The sequence below is a fragment of the Paenibacillus sp. FSL E2-0177 genome, assembly GCF_037992975.1.
In the GTDB taxonomy this organism is placed as follows: domain Bacteria; phylum Bacillota; class Bacilli; order Paenibacillales; family Paenibacillaceae; genus Paenibacillus_AQ; species Paenibacillus_AQ odorifer.
Genome location: NZ_CP150307.1, coordinates 6009858 through 6027980, shown reverse-complemented (window position 1 = coordinate 6027980; position 18123 = coordinate 6009858). Strand labels below are relative to the sequence as shown.

15 protein-coding genes are annotated in these 18123 nt (G+C 43.0%); 11 read left to right on the top strand and 4 right to left on the bottom strand.

What is annotated here, in order from left to right; translation table 11 throughout:
- The first annotated feature begins 15 nt into the window (after positions 1-15).
- The 5 genes from MHI25_RS26735 (at position 16) to MHI25_RS26715 (ending at position 5148) form a co-directional block, all read left to right on the top strand.
- Positions 16-972 (top strand): nucleoside hydrolase, encoded by a 957-nt coding sequence (locus MHI25_RS26735; RefSeq protein ID WP_340394617.1) that lies wholly within the window; start codon positions 16-18, stop codon positions 970-972.
- A gap of 3 nt (positions 973-975) precedes the next feature.
- Positions 976-2373: an ADP-ribosylglycohydrolase family protein gene (locus MHI25_RS26730; protein WP_076302375.1), complete on the top strand. Its 1398-nt coding sequence runs from the start codon at positions 976-978 to the stop codon at positions 2371-2373.
- Positions 2374-2858: 485 nt separating this feature from the next.
- Positions 2859-3620 carry an ATP-binding cassette domain-containing protein gene (locus MHI25_RS26725; protein WP_081386423.1) on the top strand — a complete coding sequence of 254 codons (762 nt, stop codon included), beginning with the start codon at positions 2859-2861 and terminating at the stop codon, positions 3618-3620.
- Positions 3613-4275 carry a methionine ABC transporter permease gene (locus tag MHI25_RS26720; RefSeq protein WP_036685560.1) on the top strand — a complete coding sequence of 221 codons (663 nt, stop codon included), beginning with the start codon at positions 3613-3615 and terminating at the stop codon, positions 4273-4275. Before MHI25_RS26725 ends, MHI25_RS26720 begins: the two co-directional genes overlap by 8 nt.
- 42 nt (positions 4276-4317) lie before the next feature.
- Positions 4318-5148, top strand: coding sequence for a MetQ/NlpA family ABC transporter substrate-binding protein (locus MHI25_RS26715; protein WP_076308850.1), 831 nt, complete (start codon positions 4318-4320; stop codon positions 5146-5148).
- An 88-nt stretch (positions 5149-5236) separates the two neighbouring features.
- On the opposite strand, the gene MHI25_RS26710 is transcribed toward MHI25_RS26715, so the two are convergent.
- The 4 genes from MHI25_RS26710 to MHI25_RS26695 form a co-directional block, all read right to left on the bottom strand.
- Positions 5237-7771: an FtsX-like permease family protein gene (locus tag MHI25_RS26710; protein WP_340394616.1), complete on the bottom strand. Its 2535-nt coding sequence runs from the start codon at positions 7769-7771 to the stop codon at positions 5237-5239.
- On the bottom strand, positions 7768-8466 hold the full coding sequence (locus MHI25_RS26705; RefSeq protein ID WP_340394615.1) for an ABC transporter ATP-binding protein: 699 nt from the start codon (positions 8464-8466) through the stop codon (positions 7768-7770). Before MHI25_RS26705 ends, MHI25_RS26710 begins: the two co-directional genes overlap by 4 nt.
- A 102-nt stretch (positions 8467-8568) precedes the next feature.
- Complete coding sequence (locus tag MHI25_RS26700; protein WP_248549723.1) at positions 8569-9606, bottom strand: HAMP domain-containing sensor histidine kinase; 1038 nt, start codon at positions 9604-9606, stop codon at positions 8569-8571.
- Positions 9603-10286 carry a response regulator transcription factor gene (locus MHI25_RS26695; RefSeq protein WP_076130304.1) on the bottom strand — a complete coding sequence of 228 codons (684 nt, stop codon included), beginning with the start codon at positions 10284-10286 and terminating at the stop codon, positions 9603-9605. Before MHI25_RS26695 ends, MHI25_RS26700 begins: the two co-directional genes overlap by 4 nt.
- Positions 10287-10635: 349 nt before the next feature.
- On the opposite strand from MHI25_RS26695, the gene MHI25_RS26690 reads away from it, so the two are divergent.
- The 6 genes from MHI25_RS26690 (at position 10636) to MHI25_RS26665 (ending at position 18120) form a co-directional block, all read left to right on the top strand.
- Positions 10636-11301 (top strand): ABC transporter ATP-binding protein, encoded by a 666-nt coding sequence (locus tag MHI25_RS26690; RefSeq protein ID WP_076130305.1) that lies wholly within the window; start codon positions 10636-10638, stop codon positions 11299-11301.
- A gap of 158 nt (positions 11302-11459) precedes the next feature.
- Positions 11460-13814 (top strand): ABC transporter permease, encoded by a 2355-nt coding sequence (locus MHI25_RS26685; protein WP_340394614.1) that lies wholly within the window; start codon positions 11460-11462, stop codon positions 13812-13814.
- A 22-nt stretch (positions 13815-13836) separates the two neighbouring features.
- Positions 13837-16350 carry an ABC transporter permease gene (locus MHI25_RS26680; RefSeq protein WP_340394613.1) on the top strand — a complete coding sequence of 838 codons (2514 nt, stop codon included), beginning with the start codon at positions 13837-13839 and terminating at the stop codon, positions 16348-16350.
- A gap of 270 nt (positions 16351-16620) precedes the next feature.
- Positions 16621-16926, top strand: a complete 306-nt coding sequence (locus tag MHI25_RS26675) for a hypothetical protein (RefSeq protein ID WP_076130307.1) — start codon at positions 16621-16623, stop codon at positions 16924-16926.
- 44 nt (positions 16927-16970) lie between these two features.
- Positions 16971-17648: a PspA/IM30 family protein gene (locus tag MHI25_RS26670; protein ID WP_036685541.1), complete on the top strand. Its 678-nt coding sequence runs from the start codon at positions 16971-16973 to the stop codon at positions 17646-17648.
- A gap of 4 nt (positions 17649-17652) precedes the next feature.
- Complete coding sequence (locus tag MHI25_RS26665) at positions 17653-18120, top strand: PspC domain-containing protein (protein ID WP_076184838.1); 468 nt, start codon at positions 17653-17655, stop codon at positions 18118-18120.
- Positions 18121-18123: the final 3 nt, after the last annotated feature.

Below are 18123 nucleotides of genomic sequence, written 5' to 3'. Positions count from 1 at the left end.
AAGGAGTGAGTAACTATGCCAACACCTATTATTATTGACTGCGATCCAGGGCATGATGACGCAATAGCGATACTGCTTGCCATAGCAAATTCGGAGAAGTTAGATCTGCGCGGGATTACAACGGTTGGTGGAAACCAAATTTTAGATAAAATCACGGAAAACGCCCTGAAGGTGATCAGCTTCGTGAATGCTGACATTCCTGTAGCTAAAGGGGCTGCTGGCCCACTGTTCGGCAAGCTTGTTACAGGTGAGGAAGCGCATGGTGAATCGGGCATGGATGGGCCGCTTTTGCCTCCAAGTAAATTCCGCCCTGTAGAGCAGGGTGCTGTGGAGTTTATGCTGAATATCATCCGTTCTTCAGAGGAGAAGATTACGCTCGTGCCGATGGCTCCTTTAACAAATATCGCACTGCTAATCACGGCTTATCCAGAGATTAAAGACAGAATTGAAAAAATCTCACTGATGGGGGGAGGTATCTTTTATGGGAATGTCACCTCTACTGCGGAGTTTAATATCTATGTAGATCCTGAAGCAGCCCGTATTGTGTTTGAGTCGGGGATTCCGATCACAATGAGTGGTCTGGATGTGACCGATAAGGCTGCTATTTTTGAAGATGAGATCCTAGCATTGAAAGAGCGGGGACCAGTGTCTACAATGGTCGGAGAATTGCTGGATTTCTATTCGATTTACGGTAAAAAAATGGGCTATGTCGGCAGTGCGCTGCATGATCCATGTGCGGTTGCCTGGCTGCTGCATCCGGAACTATTTGAATCTGAGCATCTATATGTAACGGTGGAGACCGAAGGCAAGCTGACGCGGGGAATGACAGTTGCAGACAGACGGAAAAAGACGGATCGTCCAGCGAATGTACAAGTATTGGTGGGCGTTGACCGGGAAGCATTTATGAAGCTGATCTTTGATTCACTGGAAAAGCTTGATCAAGAGCTGCTGCTAGCGGCTGAAGGGAAGTAGCCTATGGCAGGATGGGAGAGACTTCAAGAGACCGTGCAGTTTGAAATTGCTCAGCGTGGAGAAGAAGGTTGCGAGATTGATGGGTTCGCGGATAAGCTAGCGGCTGCTGGTGCCGATGAGCTCAAGCTGATGCAGGTATACAATGAGCTAATGGAGCTTACGATTAGTGAGGATTTTCCGTATCAAGAGCCATCCTCTCTGGAGGAGATTCGTCAACTACGTCCAGAAGGTCCACGTAAGCTTGAGGCGGACTGGAGCGAGGCAGAATGGAGAGATAAGTTCTATGGAGCCTGGCTCGGTAGAAGTGTCGGCTGCGCACTTGGGAAACCGCTGGAGTATTGGGACTATCTCTATGGGAAAGATGGCCGTTCGGGCTGGGAGAATATTGAGCTATGGTTTCAGGGTGCGGACGCCTGGCCAATTACTGGCTATACGCCTGGGCATTCACGGGCAGAGGCTGAATATGGTCTTGGCTTAAGTGAATGGACATATGCGAGTACCCGCGAGACGATCAAGTATATGGAAAGCGATGACGATATTCGCTACACTGTCCTGGGTCTTATGCTGCTGGAGCAGAAGGGTCTGAACTGGGATTCTTGGGATATCGGAAAGCTGTGGCATACACATTTAACATATAGTCAGGTGTGCACGGCGGAGACACAGTCATATATGAATTTTGCGCAGGAGACCTCTCATCTGCATGGCGAGAAGCCTGCGGATTGGCTGGTGCGGCAGGAAAGAGTGCGGATGCACTTAAACCCTTACCGCGAGTGGATTGGTGCCGCTATACGCGCAGATGGACTGGCTTATGGCGCAGCAGGTTATCCTGAGCTTGCGGCAGAACTAGGCTGGCGCGACGCTTCATTTTCACATGTGAAAAATGGTATCTACGGTGAGATGTTGAATGCGGCGATGATATCGGCAGCTTTTGCAGAGAAGGATAATGAACGGATCCTAGAGATAGGCCTTAGTGAGATTCCGCGTACCAGTCGTTTGGCCAGTGATGTTTTGCGGGGGATAGATATTGCGCAGAAGGCCAAAAGTGAGCGGGAGTTGGTTCGTAACATTTGGGATACTTTTAGCCACTATGATGCAGTCCATACAAATAATAATGCTGCTCTTGTAGCTGCGTCGCTTGTTTATGGCGGGAATGACTTTGAAAAAACAGTTGTCACTTCCGTATATGGTGGAATGGATACAGACTGTAACGGGGCTACTGTGGGCTCAATTATGGGAGCGAAGCTTGGAGCAAGTAAGTTGCCGGCTTCATGGATCGAACCGCTTCACGATACGTTATATGCCGATCTGCCCGGATTCCATCCGATAGCGATTTCGGAATGTGCGGAACGCAGCTACCAAGTGTTCTTGAAGATTCGCAGAGAGCTTGGCGAAAAGGCATAAAAGATTTAGCGAGTATGGGACTCGATAGATCAGGGATTCAGGGATTACTATATGAATTATGGGATGTCTTAAGCTATTGGCTTAGACATCTTTTTTTGTGTAACAGCAGGTCTTTAATCACACTCCAACGAACCAAATGTAGCTTTAACTGCATTTCATACACTTAAAAAAACCAAATATGGCTATATTAACAGTGGAGCGTTTAGTGGTGGGGCAATAGGAGAATCATGATTTCAAGAGGGAAGGATTATCTTTGCTAACCCTTTTTATTTTATTAATAAATGTGTAAAAAGAGCCCGGTATAAAGGGGTTTTAGGTTTTCATCAACCTTCCTGGTATATCATTTAAAGAAAAATGATGACACAGCAGAAGAAATGTCTTATTATTTAAGGAGATTTTTAATAAAACAGATTTGAGAAAATTGTAATACAATGTCTCACTTGATGGAGGTTCATTATATAAGGGAAAGGAAGGGGGAGCTTCTAATACTGTCGCTGAGTCGGGTAAGTAAAGGGTACAAGCTGAAGGAAGGCATCTATCAGGCTGTAGATGAGGTATCGCTGGAGGTAAAGCAGGGATCCATTCATGGGATCATTGGTGAGAGTGGTGCGGGGAAATCTACGCTGCTGCGACTGATGAATCTTCTGGAACAGCCGGATGAGGGAACGGTTACCGTAGATGGCCACAACCTGACCGAAATGCCTAGTAAAGCACTGCGTAAAGCAAGGCAAAAGATTGGAATGATCTTTCAACAATTTAATCTTGTTTATAACGTCACTGTAGAGCGGAATGTTTCGATCCCGCTGGAGCTGGCAGATGTCCCAAAGCATGAACGAATGAAGCGTGTGAAGGAGTGTCTGGATTTTGTTGGACTGGCAGATAAGGCAAAACAATATCCGGCACAGCTCAGCGGAGGACAACGTCAGCGTGTTGCGATTGCCCGCGCGCTAGCGAACAGTCCGGGAATATTACTGTGTGACGAGCCAACGTCCTCCCTGGACCCTGGAACCACTACAGATATCTTGAACGTGCTGAAGCATGTGAATTCAAGTCTTGGAGTAACGGTTGTCATTGTTACGCATGAGATGGATGTTGTTAAAAGCATATGTACTCATGTATCGGTGATGGAAAAAGGGCGCATTGTAGATTCGTTCTCTCGTGAAGACGGTGAATTCCGTCCAGCGGCAGCCAGTACCGGGACATACCGCGATCAGATTCTTGGTAAAGCGGGGGAAGATCATGTTTGATAGTGTACTTCAATATCAGGCACAGATGTGGGATTCGATTGGTGAAACCTTTGTGATGGTTGGTATTTCTGTTGGAGCGGCCGTGCTGCTGGGGCTTCCACTGGGTACCTTGTTGTTTTTTTTCCGAAAAGGGCAGCTTTATGAGAATACAACGTTGTCTCTGGTGCTCAACAGTATCGTTAATATTATCCGCTCTTTTCCGTTCCTGCTGCTGGTCGTTGCGCTAATTCCAGTCACTCGTTTCCTGGTCGGGACCGCCATTGGTACGATTGCAGCAGCGGTTCCATTATCTATAATCGCTATTGCCTATTATGCTCGGTTAGTGGAGCAGTCGTTGCTGGAGGTTCCTAAAGGGGTCATTGAAGCAGCATTATCGATGGGAGCCTCGAAGCTGGGCTTGATCTTTAAATTTCTGTATGTGGAAGCTCGTTCGGGTCTAGTCCTTGGACTTACTACTTCTACAATTAGCTTTATCTCCTTCTCGACCGTGATGGGAGTTGTTGGTGGGGGAGGGGTTGGTGATTTCGCTATCCGTTATGGTTATCAGCGTTTTGAGACGGAAGTGATGATCTATGCCATTCTAGTGATGATTGTATTAGTCCAATTGGTTCAGTTCACCGGGGGGACTATCGCAAGGCTGTTGGATAAGCGGTAATACAAAATAGTTCAATATATAAACTGGGGGTTAGTAGTACTAATGAAAAAATCAATGATACTTGTGCTTACATTAATGGTATTGGTCGTAGCGGGTTGTGGCTCTAATAAAGCAGCCGAGAACAATACTGCAAAAGGTAGTAATGATGAGTTAACCAAATTAAAGATCGCTACACTGATCCCACCTATGACAGAAATTCTGGATATTGTGAAGCCGCTCCTGAAGGAAGATGGCATTGATCTGGAGATCGTTGTTCTCTCTGATAATGTGCAGCCTAATGAGGCGTTGGCTAATAAAGAAGTAGACGCTAACTTTTTCCAACACGTTCCTTATATGAAGCAATATAATGAAAGCAAAGGCTCTAATCTGGTAGAGGTACAGCCTGTTTATGACGCTATTTATGGCGGATACTCCAAACGTTATAAGACTATAGCTGATCTTCCTGAAGGGGCTACGCTTGTAATGGCTAATGATCCATCTAACATCGGCCGTTCATTGCAAATGTTCGCTGCAGCTGATCTTATTAAGCTAAAAGAAGGCGTAGGCATTCAAGCCACACAAGCAGACATTACTGAAAATCCAAAAAAATTCAAGTTTGAAGAAGTCGATCTCTTAATGCTGGCCCGTATGCTTGATGATGGCGATCTGGTAGCCATGACTCCGGCTTATGCGAGCCCACTAGGATTGACACCGAAGAAAGATGCACTGATTACGGAAGGCGAAGATTCCGAATTCACAATTACTTTGGTGGCACGTGAAGATAACAAGGACTCTGACGCCATTCAAAAGCTGGCTAAACGGATCAGCGGTCCTGAAGTGAAAAAGTTCCTTGAGGATAATTACGCGGATATTGCGTTGCCTGCGTTTAAATAAGCTGAATATGGATCTATAAAAAAGGGCAGCCCGGCGATATTTACCGGGCTGCCCTTTTTGTAATAGGAGTATTTAGGTGTGTCTTACATTACTCGGCTTCTCTCAGCCGTTCCACAATGGATGCTTGGGATAACGTTTTATAGGCTCTCAGTGTCACTGTGTAAGCGAGAATTAACAAAATAGGAACGGTGAGGATAAACGGCAGCCAACTCATCTGAAATACCATAAAGGCCATATTATCCGTGATGTTTTTGGAAAGGTTATAGGTCAGCAATACACCTAATGTTGAGGTTATGAGGACGGTTAGCAAAACGGTGTAGAATCCTTCAAGGATCAGCATACGTTTTAGCTGCTTTTTGGTCATGCCAATACTCTCCAGCATGGCAAATTCATTCCGGCGGGAGACTACCCCGGTGAGTACAGTGTTGATATAATTCAGCACCCCGATTAGAGCAATGACCAGGCTAAGCCCATACCCGACGGTTTGAAAAATGCGAATGAATCCACCGAGCTCATCCTTGTAATCCTCTCTTGATTTTAAAGTTAATTCATCAGTTGAATCTGTTAAAGCTTTGACCACTTGTTCTACCTGGTCCAGCTTAGTCGGATCGACATGTAGTGTGGCTGAAACGATATTGGCTGGATCTGTACCCTTCGGCATTTCCTTCTGCAGCTCCGAAGCAGGGAGGAAGATGTTGTAACCTAACATAGAGTAAGATTTTGTTGTGGCAGCATATACTGCATCATGTTTTACTACTGCCATCACTTCATAAGATTTACCCGACTTCTCGAAAGTGACTGTTTCTCCAGGATGATAATAGGTGCGGTAGCTATCTTCTTCTATAAACATGGCCTCAGATATGACCGCATATTTTCCTGAAGCAAACTTCTGCCTGTTAAACTCCCCTTCAATAATATCCTTGTCCACAAGATCATACCAGCCCGGATCTAATCCATATAAATGATTGTAGACCATCCCCCCCTTATCTAAAGTGGAGAGAAGATAAGGATGTGGGTCAGCAGCTGCCATTGGCTCCAAAATAGCCCGGACAGCATCATCGACAGGAGATGGAACATATCTGTGGTAAACCTTATCAACAGTTTCTACACCGTCAATTTTACTTAGATTGTTGGCAAATTCCTCTGAAAGCTTATATGGATCACCGTCTCGAGGCCCTGTAATACTGACTAGCACTTCATTCTGAACTAAAAAATCACCGGAGATAAAGGCACGCAGATATTTATTCACATCCAGTGAGGAGATTACTGTGAAAATGGTACTGAACAAGATGATACTCAAGGAGAGTGAAGAGAGCATCAGGATCAGCTTCTTTTTGCTTCTGAACAGGTTGGAGAACGCCATGTTGTGAAGTTTTGCGCCATGTTTTGATTTTTTGGCATTCCGTTTTCCACCGCTGCTGACTCCGGCAAATTTCACAGCCTCTACCGGCGAGGTTCGCGAAGCCATCCGGCCCGGTTTGCTTGCGGCGATCCATACTGTCATAAACGAGAATGCTGCTGCACCAATAAATATCCAGGGGCTAGCAGAATAGACATTATCAGTAGAACCGTTTAAAAATGAGGAGGCCATAGGGAGAATCAGCAGACCTAGCAGATACCCGAACCCCAATCCAAAAGGCAATGCGACGAGATAAAGTGAGCGGGCCTGAATGGAGATGATCTTTTTCAGTTGTCGGGGTGTGGTACCGATGGTCTTTAGCAGCCCGTAAAATTTGACATCCCGCACGACGGAAATAAAAAAGATATTGTAGATTAGTAAATAGCCGCTCAGCATGGTGATAAGAATGACAACTGCATAAGGAATGATATTCATTAGATTATCGGAGAGAGAAACACTCGTATAAGCCGGATTGACACCATAAGGTACATCCAGGCCGGTGTCCGTCAAAATCTTTTGTACCTTCTGTTCAATATTATAAGAATTATTAAACATCACCCCTAGACCTGCGGTGTTCACATAAGAACCCGTTGCCTCAGAGATGTCCGGGTCAATATGGGAAATGTTCTTCTGTGTAAATGCTTCGGATACAAAAGCCAATCCTGACATCGCCAAATTTTGATCGGTTTCGTAATATCCGGAGAGCTTAAAGTCTTGGCTTATGACTTTTTCACCAATGTCTATATCCAGCTTCACAGTCTGGCTTAACTCATGTTTTGCTCCTAGCAAGTCAAGCGCCCAAGTATTTAGGACGATTTCATTCTCTTGGGAGGGCAGTCCGCCGGCTATAAAGTTGATAAAACCGTGTTTGGCATAATTCTCGTCAATTCGAAGGACCTCTACCCGGTGATTCTTGAACAGACTGGTGCTTATATCGCCAACCTTAAGGAAGACGCCATACTCTTTGATGGATGGTTGATTCTTCAGCTTCTCCAACTCGGCAGGATTCAGATATTTGAAGCTTCCATGATAATCGCTGCCGGTAGTCTGCATTTGTGCGCGTTGCATCGATTTGTTAATACTGAGCGCCAAGGTAAACACGCTGGTGATCAAAAGCGTAGTCAGTACGATGGCACAGATGATAGTGAAATTGCGAGCACGGTTGGCTTTGAGGCTTTTTTTGGCTAAAGTAGCAATGGTCTTATGGTTATTCGTGCTGATCATGGCTGGCTCACTCCGGAGCTACGGAGTTGTCCAGTGAAAATGACGCCATCTTCAATACGGATAATACGGTCAGCAGTTTGAGCAATTTGTTCATTGTGTGTGATCATCACAATGGTTTGGTTGAATTTTTCACTCATCTGTTTAAGTAAAATCAGCACTTCTTGGCTTGTTTTGCTGTCCAGATTACCTGTAGGTTCATCTGCTAAGATGATTGAAGGTTTGGTCGCCAATGCTCTGGCTATTGCCACCCGTTGCTGCTGTCCGCCAGACAGATTAGAAGGTAGAGTATTCATCTTTTCCTGCAAGCCTAAAGTGCGGATGATTAGATCAAGATAAGTTTCGTCAATTTTGCCACCGTCCAGTTCAATGGGCAGCACAATATTCTCCCGCACATTTAGTATGGGTACCAAATTGTAGTTCTGAAAAACAAACCCCACCGATCTGCGCCGAAAAATGGTCAGCTTCTCATCACTCATCGCAAAAATATCATTCCCGTCCACGTAAACCTTGCCCTCTGTTGCCCGATCTAATCCGCCAAGCATATGAAGAAGAGTGCTTTTGCCGCTGCCGCTAGTGCCGACAATGGCGACAAACTCCCCTTTATCCACTGACAGTGATATACCGTCCAAAGCCTTAACGCTTGAGCCAACCTTTCCATAGTGTTTTTTTAAATTTTCAGTCTGTAGAATCGGCATAACTCTTCCCCTCCAATGAGATCTGTTTGTCCATGATTTAAGGGTAGCAAATCAATCTGACAGGAGAGTGTCTGAATTCTGACCATAATGACACATTCTATTTCAGCGCTGGGGCAGGTAAACAGAGAAAGTTGTACCTTTTCCAGTTTCAGAAATGACGTTGATATGGCCGCCTTGCGCCGTGATAATCTCTCTGGACAAAAACAACCCGATGCCGACCCCCTCGAATTCACGCGCTTGCTTTCCTCGGTAAAACCGCTTAAAGATGTGAGGGATTTCTTCGCTGGGGATTCCAAGTCCAGTATCGGTAAGGTGGAGACAGGTGAACATCTCGTTGCTTTCAGCAAGAACGGAAATTTGTCCGTTATGCGGTGTGTACTTCACAGCATTCTCGAGCAGGTTGAATAGTGCTTCACTTGTCCATTTGACATCGTGGCAGGCTAAGATGTGTGTCCCGCAGTCAATATTGATCGTAATTTGTTTGTTTTCCGCTTGTGCATAAATCTGGGATAAAGCCTGCGTCAGAGTTTGTATGAGCGGTTTCGCCTCAATCTGCTGTAGGGAGATCATTCCTGTTTCCAAACGTGATAATTTGATTAGAGACTGAATCAGCCAATCCAACTTATCTGACTGCGCTTTAATATGCTGTATGTAGTGCCGGACATTCTCATTTAGTCCGGGCATCTCTTCGAGCAACTGACTGAATACCATGATATTAGAGAGGGGGGTCTTGGTTTGATGGGAGATATCCGAGATCAGCTCTTTTATTTTGTTTTTCTCTGTTTGGATATTTCGTTCATTCGCCTTAGCCATCCCTATATACCGCTTTAGTTTATGTTCCATCGAAGACAGAGCGGTTTCTTCATAGTTAGTGAGTGGCGGCAGGTCATGTATAGCCCGTTCAATCGCAGTGTCCAAGGTCTGTATATAGATTGCGATCTGGTGGTTCCATAACCAGACCCATACGGCTCCTGTCGCTAATATACAGATGATAAATAGAGAAGTCAGTTGGAGCAGAGTGGGGTCGAACCCGTACAGAAACATTATACTGCCGATAAAACAGGCCACTAGTATAAGGATGATCAGTAAAAAGAGCCTATGAATTTGCTTGAAATTAGCAGGTGGGCTATTGGTTTTCATGGTTTTTGCCCTTCAGTCCACATGTATCCAAGTCCGTAAATGGTCTTGATATATTTGGGTGCTGCCGGGTCATCCTCAAGTTTAGCACGCAGCCGTTTGATGGCTACTGTCAATGCGTTTTCATCCACAAATTCGGCATCCTTGCTCCAGATCTTGTCTATCAGCTGTTCTCGGGTCAAAATATTGCCCGTATTCGTCACCAGCAGCCGCAGCAGTTTTTGCTCAGTTTTGCTCAGCTGGAGCGATTGTTTATTTTTGCTGTACTCCAGTTTCTCAAAATCGAGTTCTAAGGGACCCAATGTTATTTTTCCAGTCCCTAGTGATTCCGTTCTTCTGAGCACTGCCATTACTCTGGCGCGAAGCACCATTAGGCTGAATGGTTTAGTGATATAGTCATCGCCCCCCAATGCAAAACCGGTGATAATGTCGGACTCCATATCATTGGCGGTTAGGAAAATAATGGGTACGCGTGAGGTCTTGCGAAGTTGCTCGCAATAATCCAGTCCACTGCCGTCTGGCAGATTGATGTCCAGAATGATGAGATCAATAGGGTTAACTGCGAAAATATGCTCCGCCGCGGCAATATCGTAGGCTTGATGGATCATGACATTGTTTTGAGAAAGAGTGAGAGCGATCCCTTTATTTAAACTACGGTCGTCCTCAACGATCAGTATGTTCATAGTAATTCTCCTTTGTTTCTTATTTGATCATTATACATTCTCGGGATTTATTCGAAAGCGAGATTTTTATTTAGTAGACAGTTGAAAGTGGACTTTTCTTTATAATCTTTAAAAATGTTTTATTGTATATTAAATGTAATTTTCTAGAACAAATAGTTAGTATAGTCCTCAAAAAAAACATTGTAAACGAATTTTTTTATATAAAATAGTAAATTTTTGGAATAAAGTGGATCTTGGAAAAAAATGTCGAAGCACACACTATTTATTCTAGTTATTGGTATTGCAAGAAATTTCACGACGGTATGACACATGAAGAATCAGATATTCTAAAGAAATAGAGGGGTTGTGCATGAGTATATTAAAAGCTAACGACTTGAGAAAGTATTACGGTAGTGAACCAAACCCTGTCAAAGCGTTGGATGGCATAACAATGAGTGTGGAGCAAGGTGAATTTGTGGCTATCGTTGGGACTTCCGGCAGCGGTAAGTCTACGCTACTGCATATGCTCGGGGGCCTTGATAATCCTACCTCTGGCACCGTAGAAGTGAATGGGAAAGAACTGTCAAAGATGAACAGTGATCAGCTTACGATTTTTAGACGTAAAAATATCGGGTTCATTTTTCAAAATTATAATCTAATGCCGATACTTAATGTCTACGAGAATATCGTTCTGCCGATTGAACTTGATGGAAACAAGGTGGATAAGGAGTATGTGAACATCATTGTAAGGATGTTAGGACTGAAGGAGAAGCTGAATAATTTACCCAACAATTTGTCTGGGGGCCAACAACAGCGTGTAGCAATTGCAAGGGCTTTAGCGATGAAGCCCGCTATTATCCTTGCCGATGAGCCCACTGGAAATTTGGATAGTCAAACAAGTGAAGAGGTAATCAAGCTGCTGGAAATGACTAGTCACCAACTAAATCAAACAATCATTATGATTACACATAACAACGAAATTTCCTTGCGTGCTGATCGGATTCTCCGTATGGAGGATGGGAAAATCGTGGATTAGAGAGGGGAAAAATGTATAGAAATCATTCTTCATCCGTCATCCGAAAATTATTTCAGAGATACTATAAGGCAAACAAAACCAGAAATATTATATTGGCATGCGCCATCATTCTTACGACCATTCTGATTACAGCAGCTTGCAGCACATTTTACAGTTACTTGAAATTATCTAAACATCAAGAAATGAAAGAAACCGGGACAAGTGCTAATGTTATTTTGAGTCGTCCAACACAGAATCAATTAGATTTATTAAGTAAATTTGATATTTTAAAGCCTGAAATGAATATTCAAACCAAAATGGGATCACTTGTCAATAATAAGGGACAGGCTGGGATTGATATACAGATGATCAGTTCTACAAATTGGGAGGAATATAGCGGATCACTTGTAGATAATATGCAGGGTACCTATCCTGCTAAAGGCAATGAAATCATGATGTCAACATGGCTGTTGAATAGGTTGGGATACTCAAAGCCGCGGAATGGAATGGAGGTTTCATTGTCTGTTGCTATCAGTGATATTTCAAAAAACGGCGACGCAGAGGTTCAGAGCCTTCCCTTTACTCTGTCTGGATTCTATGAGGACACGGCAAATATCAATTCTGAAAACAATCGAATTGTCTTTTTTTCAGAAACATTTTTAAGAGAACATCCGCAGGAAGTGCCGAATCTTGTAGGGTTATTATTTAAAGATACCAGACATTATCACGATAAAATCGAGCAGATTCGAGCCTCCATTGATTTGGATGGAAATCAGCAGTTGATTCCTTCATATGACGGTAAATTGAATATGAATGTCAAGGATTCACTGGTTGCAGTAATAATGGTTTTGTTTTTTATGTTTGATGGATACCTTATTATTTTCAATGTTGCGTATATCTCTATTACTCGAGACGTACGATTTTATGGGCTGCTGAAAATGCTGGGAATGACTAATGCGCAAATCAAGCAAATTGTCTATTACAGTGTTGCTAAAGTAGCCTTTTTTGCCCTGCCTGTGGGGATGCTGTTGGGATGGGGGCTTTCATTTTACGTAGTGCCGCTTGCCTTATCTTCGTATGAGGGTTTCTCATCCATAGATAGGCAAGTCAACTTATGGGTGTTGCTCTTGGCCCTATTTTTCTCAGCGTTAACTCTATTTTTAAGCTATAGAGCACCTGCAAAGAAGGCAGGGAGAATTTCTCCGATTGAAGCGTCGAAACATACTGATACACAATCCGGAAAACAAAAATCAAGAGGTAGACATGGCGCGAAAATACCGTATATGTCGTTAAAAAATATACTCCATAGTAAAAAAAGATTGCTTTTTGTTGTGTTAACGCTCTTCTTAGGCAGCACTGCACTTGTGGTGCTTTCCACATTTCTAAAATCCTTCAGTGCGGAGGAATACATCAATGCAGAGGTTAAATACGACATTGCTATGTATAACCAAATGACCAGAGCCAGTTTTAATCCAACAGAGGAGCAGCACTTTACTCCTGAGTTGTTGTCGCAAATTTCCGCAGTAAACGGGATCCGTGAACTCGAACGAACGACGGTAGTATCTATTTTCCAGCATTATTCAGATAGTACTCATGGTGAGTGGCTGCGAAATTACAATGAATTTCGTGCAGGTGTGAATGAGGAACTCAGAGATAAAAAACATTATGAGGAAGATCCTAAAACTAACTTTTGGGGTTTATTGATCGGCATTGATGATAAAAAACTGGAGGAGTATAACCGTACTGCTAAGAACCCGATTAATTTAAGCGACTTTTCCAAAGGGAAGATAGCATTGGTAACTGATATTAATGGGAATGGCATTCCAATAGGTGTACAGATACCCTTTACGGTAATTGACAACAACAAGAGCTATAAGGTGAAAATTGGCGGTCAAATGACGTTTGAACGTGATGCTATGAATAGTGGTGCTGCTCCATGGCTAATTGTGTCAAATAATGTTATCAACAAATATCATTCTGATGCTGTGATTTACTCTATTAAGATTAATGCGCAAAAAGGAAAAGAACAGGATGTGTTGAATGAGGTCAAACTCCTTACAAGCGGAGACAGCAGCATTTCACGCACCTCAAAAATTGAACAGGCAAAAGCGTTTGCTGACTTAAAGCAGTCTTTTTCCAATCTTTCTATTGTTATCATTATCATTTTAAGCAGCATCGGTGTTTTGAATTTTATTAACACTATATTAGTAAGCATTGTATCCAGAAAACAGGAGTTTGCTGTTCTAGCATCTATTGGCGCGACGAAGAAGCAGATTAAATGGCTGATCACCTTTGAAGGAATCTGGTTTGCTCTAATTGCTTTTGTTCTTACATTAATAGTGGGTAGTGGCATTAGTTATCTGGTCTTTAATATATTGCATGAATATATAGGCTATGGAGTGTTTAGATATCCGGTTACCTCTTTAATCATATATTCGGGGGTTGTCTTGTTGATCTGTTCTATAATTCCTGGTTTGTTGTACAAATCTATTTCCCGTTCAAGTGTTATTGAACAGCTAAGACAAGCGGAATAATAATGCAAGGGAGGTGGGAACTTTGAAACACAATAGTGGAAAAACTATGAAAAAATTGGCAAAGCGCTCTCTTAAATCTAGCAAAAATTATTTTGCTATTCTGGCAATAGCCTTGGCTGCGATTATGTTCACCAGTGTATTTACTATTGCAGGGAGTTTGTTAGAGTCAATGAAAGACAACAAGATGAGAATCGCGGGGAGCAATGCTCATGGTGGATTTCATCAAATGTCTATGCCTGAGTATAAAAGAGTCTCTTCAGATTTAATGATTAAGGACATCTCCTATTCGGTTCTTATCGGTGATGCACAGGGGGCTGCCTTTTCTAAGTTACCTACAGAAGTGAGGTATGGTGAGGAAAAGTATGCAAAATGGGCGTATAGCTTACCACAGCTTGGAAACATGCCACAGCAAAAGAAAGACATAAGTGTAAGCACCTTGGTATTGGATGCGCTGGGTCTTCCCCATACATTAGGTCAATCTATTTCGTTAACCTTCAAAACAGATGAAAAAACAATAACAGATACCTTTACCGTTTGTGGAATTTGGGATGGAAATCCGCTCTCTTGGCGTCAAAATATTTGGCTTTCTCGTGAATATGCAGATTTAATAGCTCCTGTGGCAACTGAACCATGGAACAACCGTCCCAATGTGTACTCAGGCTATATCAACAGTCAATTTTGGTTTTCGAATACGTGGGATATTGAAACGAAATCTGAACAACTTGCCAGCAGAAGTGATTTTGATGGTCAAATAACTGTTAACGCTTCTTATGATATTCTAGGATCTGAACCTCAAAATATACTTCTAGGTTTCCTTGTAATCACAGTGATTTTCTTAGCTGGATATTTGTTAATCTACAATATATTCTATATTTCAATTGCACAAGAAATTAAATCTTATGGTTTATTAAAAGTCATTGGGACAACCTCAAAACAAATCAAAAGAATGGTTCGTTATAAGGCAATATATCTTGCTTGTATCGGTATTCCTTTTGGACTAGTGATAGGTTGGACGATCGGTCGTTTTCTTGTTCCGGCTATTATCGATATTTTTGGTGAAGATATGCGCGTCGTAACAAGTGTACACCCGCTTATTTTTGCTATTGCCGCTATATTCAGCCTCTGCACAGTGTTATTAAGTTGCTTAGGGCCAGCAAAGGTTGCATCAAGGGTTTCTCCAATAGAAGCTCTAAGTTATGTTGAAGGAAAACAGGCGGGAGAACTAAGAAGAAAAAAGAAAAAAGCTCAACCAATAACATCCGTTCGTCTAGCAATGGCTAATTTAAAGAGGAACCCCCGAAAAGTGATCATCGTCACGCTTTCTTTTACACTTAGTTTGGTTATTCTTAATAGTACTTATGGTCTTGTGCATTCTTTTGATTTTAATAAGTTCATTGAGTTTCAGTCTGTTTCGGACTTTACGGTTGCTGATACTTCTATCATAAATAATTCGCCTCCATTTGATACTTCCGGTGTAAGCAATGAGTTCATAAAACAAGTAGAGTCATTGGACGGGCTTGAAAATAGCGGTAATGTTTATGTACTCCCTTTAACACAAAATTTAAGTGATCAGGCAATGTCTGCGCTGAAAAGAGAAGTCGGATTGATGAATGAAAAGGACCAAGAGGAATTTCTGAGTTCTCAGGAAATGGTGAAACGGAGATCAATAGTGAATACATTTGGTTTCAGTGAGTGGCCGGCACAGATGATTCAAGTAAAGGAAGGAGCTTTGGATCAAAAACGCTGGGAGAACGGAGAGGGAATCTATGTTACTAACTGTAAGAAATTCCTAGATGGTACAAGCAGCATTTATCATCCGGGAGATAAAGTTAAAGTGAGTTTTGGAAACGGAAAGGAAAAGGAATATGAAGTGCTTGCCATTGTTGATTTTCCGGGAGCTATTCACTCAGTGGCATATTATGATATAGGATTAGAGTATTTGTTGCCTTCGGATGAACTGCTTGCCCATGCAGATTCTATGCTGCCAATGTATACAATCTTTAACGTAGATGATGAACATTTAACTCAGACAGAAAAATGGCTGGAGGACTATTGCTTACATACGGATACCGGATTGGATTTCTATTCGAAGAATACTTCTAGAGAAACCTTTCGTAGTTTAATCTTTATGTATGAGGTGGTAGGAGGTGCATTTTGTATTCTGCTAGGTGTTATTGGGATTCTGAATTTCATAAATTCCATGCAAACTTCTATTTTAACCAGAAAACGAGAAATTGCCATGCTGCAATCAATAGCCATGACGGAGAAGCAGGTAAAAGAAATGCTTATCTTTGAGGGGGGCGGGTATGCCTTCCTAGGGCTGATGTTTTCGATTGTGCTAGGAAGCTTGGCAAATACTACCCTAGTACCCGCAATGGGAGCAGAACTTGATTATTTTACTTGGACTTTTACATTAACCCCTATTTTACTTAGTATAATCCCCTTTATGCTGATCTCTATTGTAGTACCCGTTTTGTGTTACCACAGCATATCTAAGAAGACTATTATTGAAAGATTACGGAGCGAGGTTTTTTGATAAAGAGCCGCATAGTTAACCCTAAAGGAAAGTTCAAAAGGGCATCACCTATATAGGGTGGTGTCCTTTTAATTTTTGATGGGTAGCATTCCCATTTATATGTGCAAAGGTTGGTTATGACCTACAACTAGCCCAACAGTGGTCTGTAGTCGTACAGCTACCTCGACTAAGGTCCAGTACGAAAAACCGTCGTTGGTCTGTTTTGAAAGTCTGCGATTTACCCTAGAATAAGGCTATAAGGTTAAGGACAACGAAAGGCGGTGAGAAAAAATGCAAAGAAGACAAGGAAACGGATTAGCGGTTGTACTGATTGTGATTGGTGCGGTTATGCTGCTCGGCATTGCGCTTCCTCTGATCCACGGAATGTTCAGATTACTTTTCCCGGTATTGCTGGTTGTTCTCGGGTACTACGGGATTAAGAGCGGACGCAAGATTATTGGTTGGGTACTGATGTTCATTGGTGTGATGTCCCTGATCGCGAAGCTTTCCTGGATCATTGGACCACTTCTAGGAGTGGCGTTGATCGTCTGGGGCGTATCAGCATTAAAGGGCAGAAGTAACAAGGGTACTTATTAAGAAGCAATGTACTTAAACAAGAAGCAGGGAGGGAGCAGGAGATCATGAGTGTTTTTCGTCGCATGAGGGATATTACTGTAGCTAATCTAAACGAACGTCTGGAGCAAAGCCAAGATCCCGTGAAACTAATTGATCAATTTCTACATTCAACCCGTGAGGAAATCAGTGAAGCTGAAAGGCTGTACCAGCAATATGCTTCCCACACGAAGCAATTGCAGCAGCAAGTGAACCAAGCAACTGCCATGAGAAACAAACGTGAAGAGCAGGCGTTGTTGGCACTGAAAGCAGGCGAGGATCATCTCGCGAAGCTGGCTTTACAAGAAAAGATCATCCACGAGGAAAAACTGGAGCAATATAGCGGGCTGCTAGAACAGAGCAAGCAATCCTTGTTTGAACTTGAAGCACAGCTGAATGAGCTGAAAATAGAGTATCAAACGGTGTACAGCAAACGTCAGTATTATTCGGCACGAATGGAGTCGCTGCGATTGCAGCAACGGATGAATCAAAGAGCCAGTGCTTATGGCAATGGTGGTGATGTTCCCAAAATGTTCGGACGTCTGGAAGATCAGATGTCGGATTGGGAATTAGAAGCAAAGAGCTTGCGTGATTTGCGGCGCATGGGACAGGAATATGCGGTGCAAGCGGGTGAGACCGTAGCGACCGTACTCGAAAGAGAAATGGCTCGCCTAAAGGAGAAACTGAACAATGGTGGAAAGGAGTAGCGCTATGAGTCGATTGTATCGTTCAACAAGAGATAAAGTGATGACGGGTCTTGCAGGTGGATTATCTGAGACACTCGGTATTGATTCCACGTTATTCCGGATTCTATTACTGGTCAGCATTCCGTTTACAGGTGGTGCGGTGATTCCGGTATACTTCATTGCAGCAATGGTCATTCCTAAGGAACCGACGCATTATAATCCATTTGGACCAGGGCCTGGGGCACCGGGTGGCCCATTCGGCGGACCCTACTCAGGCAGACCGGAACATGGACACGGACCACAAGCTACTGGCGGATATGGACCTTATGGACGCCAGCCAAATTACAATCCTAATTTTGAGAAGAACAACGCTTATTCCGCACCGGACTCCGGTTTGGATGCGATGATGAAGGATATTGAGAAGAAGGCTTTGCAAAAAGAAGTAGAAGAACTCAAACAAAAACTGTCTAAATATGAGAAAGGGGAATTGTAAATC